This window comes from Rosistilla carotiformis, assembly GCF_007753095.1.
In the GTDB taxonomy this organism is placed as follows: Bacteria; Planctomycetota; Planctomycetia; order Pirellulales; family Pirellulaceae; genus Rosistilla; species Rosistilla carotiformis.
Map to the genome: position 1 here is coordinate 1,344,082 of NZ_CP036348.1, position 17,884 is coordinate 1,361,965.

Consider the following 17,884-nt stretch of genomic DNA (forward strand, 5'->3'; position numbering starts at 1 on the left):
CGTGTTTTGTTTTATGTCAGCGAGAGTTAGTAGCTCGGAAGTGATCGTTTCGTGATTCGCTTCTGTGCTGCCCTCGTTGGCATGGCAGAAATTTACAGGGGGTTCGCTGTATGGACAAGGGGCGTTTAAGAGATTTCGGAGAAATTTGTGCGGAAGAGTCGTTTGGGCCTGCAATTTGCCTAGTGAACGTTTTTCAAAGTTTGTCGGGCGGTTATTGAAAGCGGTCGCAACCAACCAAAATCGTTGGCAAGTTCGTCCACGCGATCCTCAAAAGGTCGTGATCGATCTCCAGGTTCGCAAAGTGTTGGTCGCTTGGGGCGTCGACATTGTGGGTTCCGGTAGCCGTTCGCCCTGCCCGGCTGCATAAGTAGTCGGCGATCGCGACGCAGCTGCTTTCGGGAAGCGGGGGGCTCCCGATCAAGTCGGGGCCACGGTGCGATTGGGTTGCATGAACAATGGACTCCGGCAGTCCCCACTCGGTAATGAGGGCTGTTCCTAGACTTTGCGTTTCGGCGCCAAACCAGAGGTTTTCGTTTCGCCGGCGATGTTGCACGGCGTTGCTGTTGGCGAGCCAGCTGGAAAACAGGGAGGGGGCCAGCTTTTCGGTCGCCAGCAGGCCGATTTCGTGAAGGGCCCCTGCCAATAAGGCATCGACGGGAGTGGCACGTGCCGAGGTGCGGGCGATAAAGGAGGCGACGACTCCGACGGCGATGCTGTGTTTCCAAAGTCCGTCGCGGCTGTAACTGCCGATTTTCAGCGGAGGGCTGTAAAAATCTCGGATCATGGCCAGGAAGGCGAGGCGCAGTATGTGATCGGCGTCGATGACCAGTGCCGCCGCCCGAAGCGATGGAAAGGTTTCGGACCAATTGAACAGCGGTGAATTGCACCAAGCGAGCAATCGAACGTAAAGCGTGGTGCCAGGCGCGATTTGCGTCAACAAATCGTCGACATCGCTGTTCGCGAAATGGCCGTTGCGAAGGAGCCACTTTGCGATTGGCGGAAGCGGGAATTGGCAACGGGCGCGGTCAGCCAGTTTTTCCAGCCGTTCGTCGGTTGGTGAGATCGATGCAGTGGTCAAGCTTGGGGGCTCTGTGAATCGGGGCTCTGAATCACGTTGGTTTCGCGACGTCTCGGTGGAAGCACGCATTCGATTGTGGGGGTCGGATCGATTGCGCGAGCGATAGAGACGCTTCGGGAGTTTCGCTTCGTGAAATAATCTAGGTCATCACGGAGAAGAGGCGTGGCAAGTTTGCTAGGCGCATTTTTGTAATGTAGTTTTCGCTGTATCGATTATTGCCCCAGTCTGTGGGCTAATGTGGCGATTGGAATTGCGATGGGACTTGGGTCTTCGCGATTGCAATTCTTTGGAGAATACAAGTGAGTTCTACGGCTCAGCAACAAGATTCCGACAGCAAGCTCGATGCACTGCTAGCCAAAATTCACGGGCTTTCCGATGGGGCGTCGCGTCAGCTACCTCCTTTGGTGCCTGAGAAGTCTGCTCCGCCCAACGTCGCTGCCGACGTCCCGCGACAGCCGCCGCGAACCGTGCCGGCCGGTGTCTCCGCGTCTCAGCCAACGCGCCCTGCCGCGGCGATTGGTTTCCAACCGAGTCGCGATGAGCCGTGGCGACCAGGCGAAGTTCGGTCCTTGGGTGAATCGCGGGTCTCGGAAACATTGCTCGAACAGATCACGATGCGTTTTCTATTGAACGCGGGGGAAGCCGATGGGCGGGCGATCGCCGAACAGTTGCAATTGCCTTTCCGGCTGGTCGAACCGGGGCTCAACCGGATGAAGATGGAGCAGACGGTGGCCTATCGGTCGTCGACAGCGGCGGGCGATTATCTGTACGTCTTGACGGAAAGTGGGCGCGATCTAGCCCGCCGGTATGTCGACGATTGCACCTATTACGGCGCCTGTCCGGTGCTTTTGGCGGATTATGTCGCCAGCGTTAAACATCAGACCGTCGAAGGGCAACGGCCTCAGAAGGACGATCTGCTGAAGGCGTTCTCCGACCTGTTGATCAATCCCAAGATGCTTGAACGATTGGGGCCGGCGATCAACAGCGGTCGTGGAATGTTCTTGTTCGGGTATCCAGGTAACGGAAAAACTAGCATCGCCGAACGTGTCACTTCCGCCTTTGGGAAATACATTTGGATTCCTCGTTCGATCTTTGTCGACGGAGAGATCATGCGGGTTTACGACCCGATGAACCATGAATTGGCGATGCCCGAGAGTGGTGGTGGGTTGTTGAGCGATGCGGCGTTTGACAAACGCTGGGTGCGAATCAAACGGCCCACGATCGTCGCGGGGGGCGAATTGACGATGGAAATGCTGGAGGTCCGGCGGAATCCCGAAAGCAACATCAGCGAAGCGTCGATGCAGCTGAAAAGCAATTGCGGAACACTGGTGATCGACGACTTTGGCCGCCAACGGATGCGGGTCGACGAATTGTTGAACCGCTGGATCGTGCCGTTGGAGAAGCGTTACGACTACTTAAACATGGCCAGCGGTAAGAAGATTCAAGTTCCGTTTGATCAGCTCGTAATTTTCAGCACCAACCTGGAACCGAAGGATCTGGTCGATGACGCGTTCTTGCGGCGGATCCCTTACAAAATCGAAGTCACCAATCCATCGGAAGCCGATTTTCGCAAGTTGTTCGAGATCATGTGCAAGGTCACCAAGATCCCGTACCAGCCCGGACCGATCGACTATCTTATTAAGAAGCACTATCTGCCGGTCGAGCGACCGTTTCGAAATTGCCAGCCCCGCGACTTGTTGTTGCAGGTCCGCAATTACTGCCTGTATCACGGGAAACCGGTCGAGCTGTGCAACGAATACTTCGATTTTGCTGTCGAGAACTATTTCTCGGTGATGTAGTCGCGGCGTTTGCATCCGCCCCGGCGGTGACCACGACGCTAGATCGGCCGTTGCGACGCATCGCTTGGCGTAGCGATCGTCGCTGAGAAGTCGAACGGCGACATGGCGCCTGGCTCTTGTCGGGGCGTGTTGCTTTTTACGAGATCGCTTCGCGGACCAGCGATTCGAAGTCGAGTTCGAGTTGTTGATCGTTTTCGACGCAGCCCAATTCGCGATACATCATGCTCGGTTGGATGTCACGGCTGTTTTGGTATTTGCTGCAGTATTCCTCGATGTCGCCCCGAACCTCGTGGTACATGATCTGGCAGATGTCGATCCCCGGATAGATTCGGATCGGTTGCACGGTGTACATCTCCAGCGTCCAGTAGCCGCAGAAGCCTGCGTCTCCAAAGCCGGTTGTCACATGCACAAACAGCCCGAGACGGCCCAGCGAGGAGCGGCCTTCGATCATCGGGACCAAGCCCCGCGTTTCGGTCCACTCAGAGGTTCGTCCGAGATACAAGCAGCCTGGTTGCAGGACCATGCCTTCGGCAGGAATTTCCAAGCGACGGTATCGATTGGGCTGGCGGACATCCAACACGACTTCCTCGTAAACCAGCAGTTCGTCGTGCAACGATAAGTTGCAGCTGTTCGGGTTTAATTTGGATTCTTCGAAGGGTTCGACGACGATCTGGTTGCCGATCCGCGACCTAATTTCTTCGCCCGAGAGAATCATGCGATCTTTGCTCCGAAAAGGACGGCGGTCAGGTGAGGGGGGAGGGGTGTGGGGGAATCGTTCGCCGTAATGCTTGATTCTCGATCATGGGACTGTCGGGTGTCAACTAATCAGTTGCTGGAAAACCGTGGGATTTCCAAAACCGGATTCCATGGGAAGCGATGATTGAATGTGGTACACTTCCAGGGGTTCTTGCGGTGAGAGTGTTCTCGCCGATCGAGCCCGCTTAGAATGACTGAAGTGTTTGCGCAACGGGGCGTGCCTGTATTTGACTTGCGCATCGATCAACAATTAAGAACGAACCTATCAATTAAATTTGCGGAGAGCGTGGCGTGAGTTCAACGAATCCCTACCAATATGATCCTGGGCAGCGTGGGTTTGGCGACAATGCGATGGCTGCGTTTGCTGAGGAATCGGCACGCGCGACCTTTATTCGCAAAACCTATCTCCATCTCGCTGCGGCGGTCTTGGGGTTTATCGGCTTTGAAACCTTACTGTTGACCGCCGTTCCTGCGGCAACCATGGAAGCGATCGTCGGCCGGATGGTTGGCGGTTACGGTTGGTTGCTGGTCTTGGGAGCGTTTATGGTCGTCAGCTGGGTCGCCCGCTGGTGGGCCGAAAGCGGTGCGTCGCGAGGAATGCAGTACTTGGGACTGGCTTTATATGTCGTCGGGCAAGCGGTCGTCTTTTTGCCGATGCTGTATATCGCAATGCGATTCGATCCCAAGACTCCCGTCATTGCGGGGATGTTGACCAGCGTGGTCTTCTTTGGTCTGACAGCGTTTGTGTTTGTCACGCGAGTCGACCTCAGTTGGATGGGGAAGGTCCTGTTTCTCGCAGGATTGGTTGCGATGGGGGCAATTGTCTGCAGTATCGTGTTTGGCTTTTCGTTGGGGATCTTTTTCTCCGCGATCATGGTCGCCGTCGCTTCGGGGTACATCTTGTATGACACGTCCAACGTGCTGCATCACTATCGAACGGATCAGTATGTGGCTGCATCATTGGCCCTGTTTGCTTCGGTAGCGATCCTGTTTTGGTATATCCTGCGGTTGGTAATGTCGTTTTCGTCGAACGATTAGCCTCCGGATCGAGCTTCGTCCAATGGGCGTTTAAATTTGTATGCGATCACCGCGCCGGGGATCGCTGGTCGGGGCGGCACTTAGGGACAGCGATTGACTCATGTCCGATATCGAAAGTCTGACGCGCTTGCCTGATCATTTTGATGGGACGGTGCGTTTGTTCCCGTTGCCGGGAGTTGTCAGTTTTCCGCATGTGATGCAGCCGTTGCATATCTTTGAGCCGCGTTACTGTGATTTACTGACCGATACCCTGGCGGCCGACCGATTGATCGCAATGGCGACGCTGGCCAGTGGTTGGGAACCCGACTACGAGGGGCGACCGGCATTGGAAGAGTATGCCTGCATCGGCCGGATCGTGTCGCATACGCCGACCGACGACGAGCGGCACAATATTTTGTTGCTTGGGATTCGCCGGGTGCGGATCCTGCAAGAGGTTGTCACGAATCAGACCTATCGGATGGCGAAGGTCGAAGTTTTGGACGACGTTTATTCCCCGCAGCTCGCCCCCGAGCGGCCGCTATTGAAGCGGTTGTTATTGGAGGAGTTTCGGAAATACATTCCCGAATCCGCCCTTGCCCAAGAGAACTTCAGTCAATTGTTAGACAGCCAGATGCCGTTGGGGATCGTCAGCGACATCATCGCCTATACCGTTGGCATTCCGGTTGCGCGGAAACTGCAATTGTTGGCTGAACTCGATGTCGATCAGCGGGCCAAGATGTTGATCGCTGCCCTGTCGCCATCGCCAAAACAAGGGGACGCTTGCGGGCCCGAAAACACATCGCTCTCGTCAGGATTTCCGCCGCCATTCAGTCGAAACTGACAGCCGATCCTGGACTTTGAGAGTTGACGGTTTGATATGGATGCCGACAGTACACGATTGCAAGCCGATCTGCGCGGGATCATCGAAGGGGATGTGTTGTGCGAGGATGTGCATCGGCAGATCTACGCCAGCGATGCGAGCATCTATCAATTGAAGCCCGCCGGGATCGTGCGGCCACGGACGATCCACGATATCGCATCGTGTGTGCAGTATGCCCGTGAACACCATCTTTCGATCCATCCCCGCGGCGCCGGAAGCGGCTTAGCGGGGGAGTCGCTCGGGCGAGGGATCGTGCTGGACATGTCGCGTTATTTGCGACGTTGGTATCGCTTGGATGATCGTTTGATTCGCGTCCAGGCTGGTGTCGTGCTGGCGCAATTGAATCGCGAACTGGGGACACACGGACGATTGTATGGGCCCGATCCTCAGGCTCGCAGCGTGACCACGATGGGAGGCGTGCTCTCCTTGGACGCCTCAGGCAGCCATTGGCTCCGCTATGGTTCGGCGCGCGACACCGTGCAGTCGATCAAAGTTGTCACTGCCACGGGAGAGATCGCGGAGTTTTCCAGCCACCATCGCGAGTCCGGAGGCGTTGCGGGGCGGCTGGCCAAAGAGGTCTCGGGGATCGCAAGCCGGCATGCCGAGCAATTGGGAAAGCTCCGCGACGGTGCAACGCACAATCATGGTGGCTATCGCTTGGACCTCGCGGTCGCCGACGATCAAGTCAACCTGGCCAAGCTGTTGGTCGGTGCCGAGGGGACGCTGGGAATCATTGCCGAAGCGACCGTTAGCACCGAACCTTTGCCAACGCACCGCGGTGTTTCGCTGCTGTTTTTCCATCGCTTAGAGCATGCCGCCCGCGGAGCGTTGTTGGCCGCCAGTCGCGGCGCGGTCGCATGTGATCTGATGGATCGTCGCTTGCTGGAGATCGCTCGCGAGACCGACGCGCGGTTCGAACAGCTGATCCCTCGCGATGCCGAAGCGATGTTGCTGGTTGAATTTCAAGACGATCAATTGACCTCGCTGCGAGCGCGTTTGCGAGACCTAAACGAGAGCTTGTGCCGGACGGAAAAGTTAGCCTTCGGTTCGCGGATGACGGTCGAACGCCGCGAGCGCGATTTCTTTTGGTTGATCGTGCGGCGTGTGATCCCGCGACTGTATCGGTTGCGCGGCGATACGCGTCCGTTGCCGATCATTGAAGATATCGCGATCGAGCCTGAAAAATTGCCCGATCTGATGGTCGAGCTGCAGAACATTTTGAAAGAGCACCAGATCACCGCCACGATGTTTGCGCACGCGGGGCATGGGCATTTGCATATCCGTCCGTTTTTGGATCTGGCAGATCCCGGCAGCCCGCAGGTCCTGCGGGAATTGGCTGAATCGATCTTCGAGAAGGTGCTGGAGTTTGGGGGCACGATCAGCGGAGAACATGGCGCGGGGCTCAGCCGCAGCTGGTTCCTGCCGCGGCAATACGGTTCCTTGTGGCCAGCGATGATCGCGGTCAAACGGGCCTTTGATCCGGCGGGATTGTTGAATCCGGGCAAAGTGGTGGGGTTGCCATCGCAGGGACCCGATGAGAACTTGCGTTCGGTGACCGCTGCGATTCATGTCGGGCCCGAGTCGATTGCCGAGGACGATGAAGAAAACGATCCGGTCTCCGAGCCGATCGTCGCCCGATTGCCTGTATTGCAGTCGTGGGCCGATGAACCGATCGAGATGGCGACGCGAAACTGTAACGGTTGCGGGCGTTGCAAAACGTTGGCGCCAAGCGAGCGGATGTGTCCGGTCTATCGGGTGATGCCGATCGAAGAGGCGTCGCCGCGGGCCAAGGCGAATCTGTTGCGTGGGGTCTTGGCGGGCGAGCTGTCGGTCGATGCGTTGGCGACCGACGAGGTCAAACAGATCACCGATCTTTGTTTCGGTTGCCATCAGTGCCGGATCGAATGCCCCGCGTCGGTCGATATCCCGAAGATCGTCAACGAGCTGCGCGGACAATACGTCGCCACCAACGGGCTTTCGGTCGCCGATTATATGCTGACGCGGATCGAGTCGATCGCGCCGCTGGCCAGTCGCGTGGCAACGGTTTCGAACTGGGTGCTGAAGAGTCCGCGTTGGCGTTGGGTTTTGGAGCGGACGATGGGACTGGCCCGCGGACGCCGGATCGCTCCCTACGCGAAGCTCAGTTTCATGCGTTGGGCGGCTAAGAAACGGCTGACGCGGCCGCTGCAAAAAGGTGGCCCCAAGGTTGCTTATTTCGTCGACTACTTCGCCAACTGGCACGACCCCGAACTGGGGCAAGCCCTTGTCGAAGTGTTGCGACACAATCGCGTTGGGGTCTACGTGCCACCGAATCAGTATTCGTCGATGATGCCGCGGATCGCGGCGGGCGATTTAAAAGGGGCGATGCACGCGGCGACTCACAACATTCGTATCCTTGCCGAAGCGGTTCGCCAGGGATATCAGATCGTCACGACCGAACCGACCGCAGCGCTCTGTCTGATCCATGAATATCCCAACTTGATCGACAGCGAAGACGCTCGCTTGGTCGCCGAAAACACCTACGATTCCTGCCGCTATCTGTGGGACATGCATCTGCGGAACGAACTGTCGCTGGACTTTCGTCCGGTCGCTGCCAGTGTCGCCTATCACCAGCCATGCCACGTTCGCGCGATCGATTCGGGCAAGCCGGCACAGCAGTTGATGGATCTAATCCCCGGGCTGCGCGTTCAATCGATGGAGAAGGGGTGCAGCGGGATGGCGGGGCTGTACGGAATGAAACGGGAGAACTTCCGCAACAGCGTCCGCATCGGCTGGAATCTGATCAGCGGGATGCGAAAGGCCGACATCCAGGCGGCGTCAACCGAATGTAGCGCTTGCAAAAATCAGATCGAACACGGCAGCAACCGGACGACGCTGCATCCGATCAAAGTGTTGGCCTACGCCTATGGGCGGCTTCCCGCTCTGACCGCTTTGAGTTAGAAGTTTATGAAGGTAGGCGGCCGACCCACGGTCCCCTGCCCCGTTGGATTTGTTTTCCCTGAGCCGTTGTTTTCCGTCGATGACCGATTCCCAAAGCACGATCGAAGTGGCGATGTTTGCCGCCGCCAAAGCGTTGGCGGGATCGGATTCGCTGACGATTGAGCTCTCTGCCGGCGCAACCGCTGGCGAGGTCTTGGTGCAATTGGGGGAGCGATGTCCGGAACTGCAAGGCTTGTTGCCCGCCTGCCGGTTGGCTGTCGATCTGCAGTACGTGGCGGCGGACCATCTGATTTCGCCCGGTGCTCAGCTGGCGTTGATCCCTCCTGTCAGTGGAGGTTGAAGCGTGGAACGCAGCGCCGAAACGCGAGTCGTCGTCGAATTGGTCGATCGGCCGATCGAGAGCGATCCGATCTTGGACGCGCTGTCGGATCTCGATGCCGGTGCTCACAGTCTGTTTCTGGGGAAGACGCGCCGGCGAACGGCGGATAAAGAAACCGACTATCTGGTCTACGATGCCTATCGTCCGATGGCGCTGACCGAACTGCGCCGTTTAGCCGATGCGGCGGCGGACCGTTGGCAATTAAAACGTGTTGTTGTGATCCATCGCTTGGGACGGGTCGATCTGGGCGAGGCGAGCATCGCGATCGCCGCCAGCGGTGGGCATCGCCGGGAGGTGTTTGAAGCGATCCCCTGGCTGTTGGATGAGATCAAGTCGGACGTGCCGATCTGGAAGCAAGAGCATTGGTCCGACGGACTGACGGAGTGGGTGCATCCATGAACCAACGGATCTATTTGGATAACGCAGCGACCAGCTGGCCGAAGCCGCCCGGAGTGGCGGAGGCGATCGCGGCGGAGATCACTGAAATTGGAGCCGCTGCCGGGCGCGGGGCCTACGCCGCGGCGATGTCGGCGGAGCAAGTGGTCGCCAATTGCCGCGCAGCGCTCGCTCAATTGATCAACGCTCAATCTGCCGAGATCGCGTTGACTTGCAACGGAACCCACGCGTTGAACATTGCGATCCAGGGTGTGCTGCGCCCCGGCGACCATGTCGTCACGACGCAGGTCGAACACAACAGCATCCTGCGGCCGCTGGCCTGGTTGCAGGAAAGCCGCGACGTGTCGGTGACGGTTGTCCCCTGCGATCGGTTTGGATTTGTCGACGTCGATGCGATCGCTGTGGCGATCCGCGAGGAGACGCGTTTGGTGGCGGTCTCGCATGCGTCGAATGTGACCGGCGCGGTGCAAGACATCGCCGCGATCGGAGCGATCGTGCGGCAGTGCCCTGCCCTGTTCTTGGTCGACGCGGCGCAGTCGCTTGGCCATCTGCCGATCGATGTCCAGGCGATGGCGATCGACATGTTGGCAAGTCCCGGGCACAAGGGTTGCTTGGGACCGCTGGGGACGGGAGTTCTGTATCTGGGAAATTCGATTCAGTCCCAGGTGCAGCCGTTGATGTATGGTGGCACGGGGACCGATTCGGATCGAATGGAAATGCCGGCAGGGCTGCCGGGACGTCACGAAGCGGGTAATCTGAACGTGCCGGCGATCGCTGGATTGTTGGCGGCGCTACGTTGGGCGGCCAACAGCGAAACGGAAGATTCAAGCGGCCCGTTGGCCGATCGGTTGGCGGAGGCGCTGGCGGCGCTGCCGGGCGTGCAGGTCTATCGCGATCGGGCGCGGTCGCATGTCGCGGTCGTCAGCGTGGCGATCGACGGCTGGCAACCGACCGATGCGGCGGGAGTTTTGGACGCTCAGTTTGGGATTCAATCGCGAGCCGGGCTGCACTGTTCGCCGCGAATCCATGAAGCGTTGGGGACCGATGGCGGCACGTTGCGGTTCAGCTTGGGACGCTTCACCACCTCCGCCGCGCTCGACCGCGTGATCGATGCCGTTAGCCAATTGGTTGGTCACGGGTGACAACGCGATAAACGAAAACAATACAAATTAAAGACCTTAGCCGGCGGGCTCGACTCGTTGGCGAAACTGGAACACTTGGACGAAGATCGATGGCAGGAAAACCTTGGTACAAAGATGGCTTGCGATTTGAGTGCACGCAGTGCGGCGCATGCTGCAGCGGCGAGCCGGGCTATGTCTGGGTGAACGACGACGAGATCGCCGCGCTGGCTGTGCACATGCAGATGACGATTGACGATTTCGAGCACAAGTTCGTTCGCAACGTCGGGGCGGCCAAAAGTCTCGTCGAATATTCCGACGGCGACTGCATCTTTTTGGATCCCGACACCCGTGGCTGTTCGGTCTACGAAGCACGCCCGATTCAGTGTCGCACCTGGCCGTTTTGGGACAGCACGCTGGAAGATAAAGCGGCTTGGAAAGAGACCTGCGACATCTGTCCCGGCAGCGGTGTGGGCAAGCTTTACAACTTCAAACAGATCGAAGCGCGTCGGAAAGAGAAGAGCGTCTGAGGACGCGGCAGTTGAAAATTGCAGCGCATCCGCTGTGAAAGCTCGGTTGTCGCGAAAAGGGATCGGCGGCAGTCGCCGCTGCACCCGTGCGCGGTCATCATTTGCCGAATGTGCTGCTCTCGTCTTCCCTAGGATGGATTTGCTAATCTAAACGGGCATGATGGTGCAGCCGTTGGCACCTAGCTATTTTTTGCTTTTGCCCGCCCCTTGGGAAATCCGAATGGACCAGACATTTTCATATTCCGCGACGATTCGACTGACCTACGCAAACGATCGCGGCATGTTGGGCAAGATCGCAACTGCGATCGGTGAGCAGGATGGGATGATTGGGGCGATCGATATCGTCAGTTCCAGCGGGAGGGGGATCACGCGGGATGTCAGTGTGAACGCCGCAAGCGCCGAGCATGTTCAACGGATTGCGGAGCATCTGGAGGCGATTCCGGGGCTGGAGCTGCAGACGGTTTCCGACCAAGTGTTTCTGAAGCATTTGGGGGGCAAGATCGAGGTCGTTTCGAAGACTCCCATCAAAAGTCGCGATGACCTCTCGTCGGTCTACACGCCCGGTGTGGCTCGGGTTTGCATGGCGATCCACGAGGACGTCGAATCCTCTTATAACCTGACGATCCGAAAAAATATGGTCGCCGTCGTCAGCGATGGTTCCGCTGTCTTGGGGTTGGGGAACATCGGTCCCGAAGCCGCGATGCCGGTGATGGAGGGGAAGGCGATGTTGTTCAAGGAATTTGGCGGCGTCGACGCGTTTCCAATCTGTATCGCGACGCAGGATGTCGAAGAGATCATCGCCACGGTTCAGCGTTTAGAGCCGACGTTTGGCGGGATCAATCTGGAGGATATCTCCTCGCCGCGATGTATCGAAATCGAACGACGTCTGAATGAAACGATGGATATCCCCGTGTTTCACGACGACCAGCACGGGACGGCGATCGTGACGTTGGCGGGGCTGGAAAACGCGTTGCGTCTGGTTCAAAAGAAACTTTGCGAAGTCAAGATTGTCATCAACGGTGCAGGAGCTGCCGGAGCGGCGATCGCCAAGTTGTTGCAGTTGGCTGGAGCCGAACATGTCGTCGTGTGCGATCGCGAAGGGGCTATCTTCGCGGGGCGAACGACTCGGATGAATCCTGTAAAGGATGAACTGGCCGCGGTGACGAACCAGGCCGGCCAACAGGGCTCGCTGCGAGATGTCGTCCGCGGGGCGGATGTTTTTATTGGCGTTTCGTCTCCCGATGTGCTGACGGTCGACGATGTCAAAAGTATGGCAAGCGATCCGATCGTTTTTGCGATGGCGAATCCCGATCCCGAGATTCGTCCCGAACTAGCCAATGGGCACGTCGCGGTGATGGCGACGGGGCGTTCGGACCATCCCAACCAGATCAATAACGTGTTGTGCTTCCCTGGTCTATTCCGCGGCGTTTTGGATGTGCGCGCGAGCGAAGTCAACGATGCGATGAAGGTCGCGGCGGCCAAGGCGATCGCTGACATCATCACCGATGATGAACGCTGCAGCGATTACATTATCCCCAGCGTCTTCGATCGACGCGTTGCCATCGCGGTCGCCAAAGCGGTGGCGGAAGCTGCAGCGGAGACGGGCGTTGCCCGGCGTCGTCCCAAAAATGCAGGCGTTGGGCTATAAGAAGTCGGCCGTTGTTCCCGGTGCGATGGCACCGGGAACTCTCGGACGTGCGATCGGTTCGGGGGCGTCGATGGTTCCCGTGTGGAAGATCGGAGCTGTGACGGAGTTTCGAGGGCATGCGTTCAACGAAAAAAGGGACAGGTCGAAACCTGTCCCTTTGATTCATTTTGTTTATGCAACTGGCCGCTCGCCAATCGCCGTGATCACTACGACTTATTGGTTGGCGTTTCTGACGCTTCGCCCTTGGTCTTGTCGTCGTACTTCGCTTCGGGCAATTCGTCTTTCGCGGGAACCAAGCTGTGGTCGACTGCGAAATCACGCGAAGCATTGCCGCCATCGGCCTTCTTCTCAGCCTTCTCTTTCGAGACGGTCGCATCGGCGGTGATCATTTCGATGACTTTGCGTTCAACGATTTGGTTACGCAACGCGTCCATTTGGCCTGTTTTTTCCAGACGGGCTCGGACGCGGCGTTCGGGCTGGTCGCTCTGTTCGGCGATCAACGCGATTTCGTCGTCGTAATCGCTAGGTGCTGCATCGATATCTTGATCGTCGGCGATCTTCTCGAGGATGAAGTGCTCACGCAGTGCCGCTTCGGTTTGGGTTTGTGCGTTTTGTCGCGCCATGTTGACCATGTTGCGAATGTCTTCTTCCTGGAACCCGCTGCGACGCATTTCGAGGATTTGACGTTCCAGTTCGCGACGCGTTTGACGGCGTACGAGATCTGGCGGCAATTCCCAGTTGGCATCTGCGGTCAATGTCTTGGTGATTTGGCTACGCAGCGAACGCTGGCGGCGGTAATCGATCTGACGTTGCAGGCTTTCGGAAATGAATTCGCGAAGTTCTGCTTCGGTTTCGAAATCGCCAAGCTCTTCGAGAACCGCGGGGGTCAGTTTAGCGGCCTCGTTGCGGCTGACTTCGACAACCTTGAATTCAGCTTCTACTTCCTTGCCACCCAATTCGGGGTGAGCTTCTTGGCTGAGTGTCACCTTGCCGGTTCGCGATTCGCCTTCGCGAACGCCTTCCATCAACTTGCCGAAATCTTCGCAGCGACCGTCGGGGAAGCTAAGGCCTCCGCCCAGTTCGACATGCTCTTCTTCCATCTCCGACAGGACTTCGCTGCCGTTGCGGAAAGTGGCGGTGACCAGCAGGCGGTCGCCCGATTTCGCAGCGTCGTCGACCGCTTCGAACTTCGAATAGCGTGACATCACGCGAGCGATCGAGGCATCGATTGCTTCGTCATCGACTTGTTCGTCCGGTTCGGTCAGGCTGAGGCCTTTCCATTCGGGCGTGTCGAATTCGGGGCGGACTTCGACTTTGAATTCGAAGCGGAAATCGCCACTTTCAGGCAGTTCGACCGATTCAAAATCAAAATCGGGTTCGCTGATCGCCGAGAACGCTTGTTCTTCGGTGACTTGCGCGAGGCTGTCCATCAACAGCTGCCCTTTGACTTGGTCCGCAACGCGATCCTTGAATTGCTTCTCTACAAGTTTCCGTGGCGCGCGACCAGCGCGAAAACCTGGGACGCTGGCTTCGGGAGCCAAATCGTCGTAGGCGTTCTTTAGGTAGCGTTCGACATCGGCTCGAGAGACGGTCACAACAACGTGACGAAGACAGGTCTGCGGCGCGTCGACCGCAACGGTCAGCGTCAGTTTGGTGTCTTCGGTGGTTTCGGACGAATTTGGGGCATCGGTTGTGGACATGCCGTTGGGGGCCTCTCGAGAGAAAAAAGAGAGAAGAAGAGCGGGTGATGGGATTCGAACCCACGACAACAACGTTGGCAACGTTGTGCTCTGCCAACTGAGCTACACCCGCCTGGAAATTTCTTTACTCTGAAAACTGAATACGGCTGAAACTGGGCCTCGACATGACGGAAAGTTTCCGAGGTCGGTTTGAGCCCGTGATGCTGTTGGCAACATCTGTGTCAGCGTATTCGTGCCTTTAAAAGGATGCTTTTCGCTATCTCTTCGACGCGATCACCTCTGTGGCATGAGGGGAATTATAGAACTCCCGCCGAGGCTTGCAAGACCGGGCAGCAAAGTGTGGCCGAGAAAATATCAGATTAACGGTTAATGGTAATTTACCGACCGGTTGTCGGAGGGGAGAACGACGTGATACGCTGGGCGACGCCGCGTTGAGTTCCCTGTTTTTGCGGCAGCTCTGGCGTCGATTGAAGTCACGATTCTGTCTGCTCGTTTCCTGAAGGTTCCACGTGCCTTACGCCCAAATCGGACCGATCGCAGTCCATCTGCCGGAACGCGTTGAAACGAACGCTCAATTGCAATCGGAGCATCCCGATTGGGATCTCACGGTGATCGGCGAAAAAACGGGGATCATGCAACGCTACATCGCAGCCCCCGGAGAGACGGCAGCCGATCTAGCGGTTCAGGCCTCCGAAAAGCTGTTTGCTGAGCACGGCATCGATCGATCGAGTATCGATTTCATCATGCTGTGCACCCAGACCCCCGATTATCCGTTGCCGACGACAGCCTGTTTGATCCAACAGCGTCTCGGGCTTTCACCGACGTGCGGGGCGATCGATTACAACCTGGGCTGTTCCGGGTTTGTCTATGGTCTCGCGATGGCCGACGGTTTGATTCAATCGGGGGTGGCCCGGCGAATCTTGCTGCTGACCGCCGAAACCTACTCAAAATATATCGATGCCGATGACCGCAGTTTGCGGACGATCTTTGGCGACGCCGCTGCGGCAACTTTGGTCCAAGCCAACGACGAAAAGACGTTGTGGGGATTCCAGTTTGGCAGCGATGGAAGCGGAGCGGACACGTTGTTGGTCGCCGACGGGGGAGCTCGGTTGCCCCAAGACGCCCACAAGCCGCGGCATCGCAAACGTTGGAAGAGTCGGCTGTATATGGACGGCCCAAGTTTGATCAATTTCACCGTCGGTGCGGTTCCGAAGTTGATCGAAGAGATTGTCCAGCAGAACGATCTGACGACCGACGACATCGATCTCTTCCTGCTGCATCAAGCAACCTTTAAAATGTTGGAGCAGTTGCGGATCAGCATGGGGGTCGACGAAGCCCGTTTGCCCATTCGGCTCCGCGACGTCGGCAATACGGTCTCGGCGACGCTCCCGCTTCTGATTGACGATCTGCGGCGCGATGGTACGCTTTGCAAAGACGACACCAACGTGTTGGTTGGTTTTGGCGTCGGATGGTCGTGGGCAGGGTGTTTGTGGAAAGACACGTTTGGGCGAGTCGGACGATGACACAACTATTGAATGGGAAATTTCTGCTCGCATCCCCCTATCTACCCGATAGCAATTTTCAGCGGACCGTTGTCTACATGGTGAAACATGATGTCGACGGAGCTCTTGGGTTGGTCCTGACCCGACCAAGCGATCTGCGTTTGCAACAATTGCTTGAATCGACAATGGGTGGCACCGCGCTGCGTGAAGATCTTGTCTATCTGGGAGGTCCTGTCGAAGGGCCGTTGTGCGCATTGCATGAAGACGCCAATTTGGCCGATCTGGATTGCGAAGGGGGGCTGTTCGTGACCAGCGAACAGGAATCGATCATCCTGTTGGCGAATCGTCCACAGGCGCGAGTTCGTTTTTTCGCGGGTTACAGCGGCTGGGGCGCTGGTCAATTGGAATCCGAGCTTCAGTACGGCGGTTGGTTAACTTGTGATGCAACACCCGACGAGGTCTTTGGCGATTTTGAACCGCTTTGGGAATCGTTGGTCAAACGGGTGGGACGCTCGATCATCGGCGAAGCGGTCCCGTTTGCAAGCAATGTCGATTCCCAAATGAACTAGCCCCGAAAGTCGAGTACGATGCCGGGACGGACCATCGCTTTTGGAGACATTCACGGCTGCAGCCGAGCGTTGCGGACGTTGGTCGAAACGATTAACCCAACGGCCGACGATACTCTGGTCTTTCTGGGGGACTACGTCGACCGCGGATCGGATAGCCGCGGGGTGATCGATTTGCTGATCGATCTCCAGCAACGCTGTACGTTGGTGCCGTTGTTGGGCAATCATGAGATTATGTTTCTGGGCGTCGTTTGCGGCGGGATGGAAGACAAAATCTGGAAGATGTGTGGTGGCAATGCGACGCTAGCTAGCTACGGCGGGGCGCTGCATCATATCCCCGCGCGGCATGTCGAGTTTCTGAAAACCTGCCGCGCCTACTGGGAGGACGATCGCAATATCTGCGTTCATGCGTCGTATCTGCCCGACCAACCGATGAACTGTTTGGGGGAACAGCATTTATTTTGGGAGCACCTTCCGCCGGTCGCTCCGCTGCCCCACCACAGCGGCAAACGCGTGATCGTCGGGCACACGCCGCAAGCGAATCTGGAGGTCTTGGACCTTGGCCATTTGGTCTGTTTGGATACCTACTGTTTTGGCGGCGGTTGGTTGACGGCGTTGGATTTGAACACGGCCGAAGTTTGGCAAGCGAATCTGCACGGGCACGCGCGGCGTCAATTTGGACTTGTCATGATGCGGCGGATTCGGTCGGTCGTTCAGTATTTCAGCCAGCACCTCACCCCGCAGAAGCCGACTTAGAAAACGCTTGCACCGGCATCGTTGTAAAATGGACAACTCCTCCTTGATCGACCGGTTCGAAGCCGCCTGGCAGCAGCGGGATTACGGCGCGATCGATTCTCTGTTGTGCGATCCGACGCTTGCAATCGACGACGCGGCGGAATTGGCGATGATCGATCTGGAATATCGCTGGCGGTTTCCCGTCCCGGTCGGCGTCGAAACTGCGATTCCCAACTCACCGATCGTCGAAGATTATTGTCAGCGGATGCCAGCATTGCCCGCGGGCTATCGTCAGGTCTGGGAATTGATTGGCGAGGAGTATCGCGTGCGGTTGCAGTGGGCCACGGCCCCGACGATTGACGATCTGTTGCTGCGATTTGATGCGTATTCGCGTGAGGTATTGGAAAAGATGATTGGCCGCCTGCAGCAGGAGGTGCCGCATCTATGGTTGGTGATTGTGCGTGGGGAAACCGAGTTGTCGCGAACGCGGTTCCATCGGACGTTGGACGTCGGCCGCCAATCGATCGGCCAACCGCTCCCTTTCGCGGAGATTCCCGTCGCGGATTACCGCAAGCTGATCATCGCCGAACTCGATAACGTAACGGTCTCCCGCAATCAGCTGCGGCTTTCGCGCTCTTCGGTTGGGGTGCAGCTGAAAAATCTTTCCAGCCAGGTTGTCGTCAGGTTTGGTTTTCGGTCGCGGTTGCTCCCCCGCCAATGCGTCGAGAGTGTCGTCCCGGTGACGCTTTCGATTGGCGATTTGGAACTTCACATCACGCGCTGATGCTTGCAAACTAGTTCAGGAAATCTACGGCTTCGTGGCAATTCCGTTTGGCCTGA

At 57.5% G+C, this 17,884-nt stretch carries 16 protein-coding genes and 1 tRNA gene; 13 read left to right on the forward strand and 4 right to left on the reverse strand.

The window, feature by feature from the left end; translation table 11 throughout:
* Window positions 1-211 precede the first annotated feature (211 nt).
* Entirely contained in the window at window positions 212-1,078 is an 867-nt protein-coding gene (locus Poly24_RS05000) for an HDOD domain-containing protein (protein ID WP_197452333.1), read from the reverse strand.
* Between the two features lie 614 nt (window positions 1,079-1,692).
* On the opposite strand from Poly24_RS05000, the gene Poly24_RS05005 reads away from it, so the two are divergent.
* Window positions 1,693-2,877, forward strand: coding sequence for an ATP-binding protein (locus Poly24_RS05005; protein WP_145102613.1), 1,185 nt, complete (start codon window positions 1,693-1,695; stop codon window positions 2,875-2,877).
* A 136-nt stretch (window positions 2,878-3,013) separates the two neighbouring features.
* Here the strand turns inward: Poly24_RS05005 and dcd are convergent, their stop codons facing one another.
* Window positions 3,014-3,592 (reverse strand): dCTP deaminase, encoded by a 579-nt coding sequence (gene dcd / locus Poly24_RS05010; protein ID WP_145091362.1) that lies wholly within the window; start codon window positions 3,590-3,592, stop codon window positions 3,014-3,016.
* 332 nt (window positions 3,593-3,924) lie between these two features.
* Here dcd and Poly24_RS05015 point away from each other — a divergent pair, with 332 nt between their 5' ends.
* The 8 genes from Poly24_RS05015 (at window position 3,925) to Poly24_RS05050 (ending at window position 12,541) form a co-directional block, all read left to right on the forward strand.
* Complete coding sequence (locus Poly24_RS05015) at window positions 3,925-4,671, forward strand: Bax inhibitor-1/YccA family protein (RefSeq protein ID WP_231753473.1); 747 nt, start codon at window positions 3,925-3,927, stop codon at window positions 4,669-4,671.
* Window positions 4,672-4,771: 100 nt separating this feature from the next.
* A complete protein-coding gene (locus tag Poly24_RS05020) occupies window positions 4,772-5,491 on the forward strand; it encodes an LON peptidase substrate-binding domain-containing protein (RefSeq protein WP_145091365.1) in 720 nt (239 codons plus the stop codon).
* Between the two features lie 36 nt (window positions 5,492-5,527).
* A complete protein-coding gene (locus Poly24_RS05025; protein ID WP_145091368.1) occupies window positions 5,528-8,470 on the forward strand; it encodes an anaerobic glycerol-3-phosphate dehydrogenase subunit C in 2,943 nt (980 codons plus the stop codon).
* Window positions 8,471-8,549: 79 nt separating this feature from the next.
* Window positions 8,550-8,810 (forward strand): MoaD/ThiS family protein, encoded by a 261-nt coding sequence (locus tag Poly24_RS05030; RefSeq protein WP_145091371.1) that lies wholly within the window; start codon window positions 8,550-8,552, stop codon window positions 8,808-8,810.
* Window positions 8,811-8,813: 3 nt separating this feature from the next.
* Window positions 8,814-9,248, forward strand: a complete 435-nt coding sequence (locus tag Poly24_RS05035; protein WP_145091374.1) for a molybdenum cofactor biosynthesis protein MoaE — start codon at window positions 8,814-8,816, stop codon at window positions 9,246-9,248.
* On the forward strand, window positions 9,245-10,387 hold the full coding sequence (locus Poly24_RS05040) for an aminotransferase class V-fold PLP-dependent enzyme (protein ID WP_145091377.1): 1,143 nt from the start codon (window positions 9,245-9,247) through the stop codon (window positions 10,385-10,387). Before Poly24_RS05035 ends, Poly24_RS05040 begins: the two co-directional genes overlap by 4 nt.
* Window positions 10,388-10,476: 89 nt before the next feature.
* Window positions 10,477-10,893 (forward strand): YkgJ family cysteine cluster protein, encoded by a 417-nt coding sequence (locus tag Poly24_RS05045; protein WP_145091381.1) that lies wholly within the window; start codon window positions 10,477-10,479, stop codon window positions 10,891-10,893.
* A gap of 220 nt (window positions 10,894-11,113) precedes the next feature.
* Complete coding sequence (locus tag Poly24_RS05050) at window positions 11,114-12,541, forward strand: NAD-dependent malic enzyme (RefSeq protein WP_145091383.1); 1,428 nt, start codon at window positions 11,114-11,116, stop codon at window positions 12,539-12,541.
* A gap of 206 nt (window positions 12,542-12,747) precedes the next feature.
* Here the strand turns inward: Poly24_RS05050 and tig are convergent, their stop codons facing one another.
* A complete protein-coding gene (gene tig / locus Poly24_RS05055) occupies window positions 12,748-14,241 on the reverse strand; it encodes a trigger factor (protein WP_145091386.1) in 1,494 nt (497 codons plus the stop codon).
* 39 nt (window positions 14,242-14,280) lie between these two features.
* Window positions 14,281-14,353, reverse strand: a tRNA-Gly gene (locus Poly24_RS05060).
* 397 nt (window positions 14,354-14,750) lie between these two features.
* Here Poly24_RS05060 and Poly24_RS05065 point away from each other — a divergent pair.
* The 4 genes from Poly24_RS05065 to Poly24_RS05080 are packed head-to-tail and all read left to right on the forward strand — an operon-like array spanning window position 14,751 to window position 17,828.
* Complete coding sequence (locus Poly24_RS05065; RefSeq protein WP_145091389.1) at window positions 14,751-15,764, forward strand: ketoacyl-ACP synthase III; 1,014 nt, start codon at window positions 14,751-14,753, stop codon at window positions 15,762-15,764.
* The gene (locus Poly24_RS05070; protein ID WP_197452334.1) at window positions 15,761-16,312 is read left to right on the forward strand and encodes a YqgE/AlgH family protein; all 552 of its coding nucleotides are present in this window, start codon (window positions 15,761-15,763) and stop codon (window positions 16,310-16,312) included. The genes Poly24_RS05065 and Poly24_RS05070 overlap by 4 nt, the downstream gene beginning before the upstream one ends.
* Window positions 16,313-16,330: 18 nt before the next feature.
* The gene (locus Poly24_RS05075; protein ID WP_145091395.1) at window positions 16,331-17,065 is read left to right on the forward strand and encodes a metallophosphoesterase family protein; all 735 of its coding nucleotides are present in this window, start codon (window positions 16,331-16,333) and stop codon (window positions 17,063-17,065) included.
* Window positions 17,066-17,093: 28 nt separating this feature from the next.
* Window positions 17,094-17,828, forward strand: a complete 735-nt coding sequence (locus tag Poly24_RS05080) for a hypothetical protein (protein ID WP_145091398.1) — start codon at window positions 17,094-17,096, stop codon at window positions 17,826-17,828.
* The last annotated feature ends 56 nt before the right edge of the window (window positions 17,829-17,884 follow it).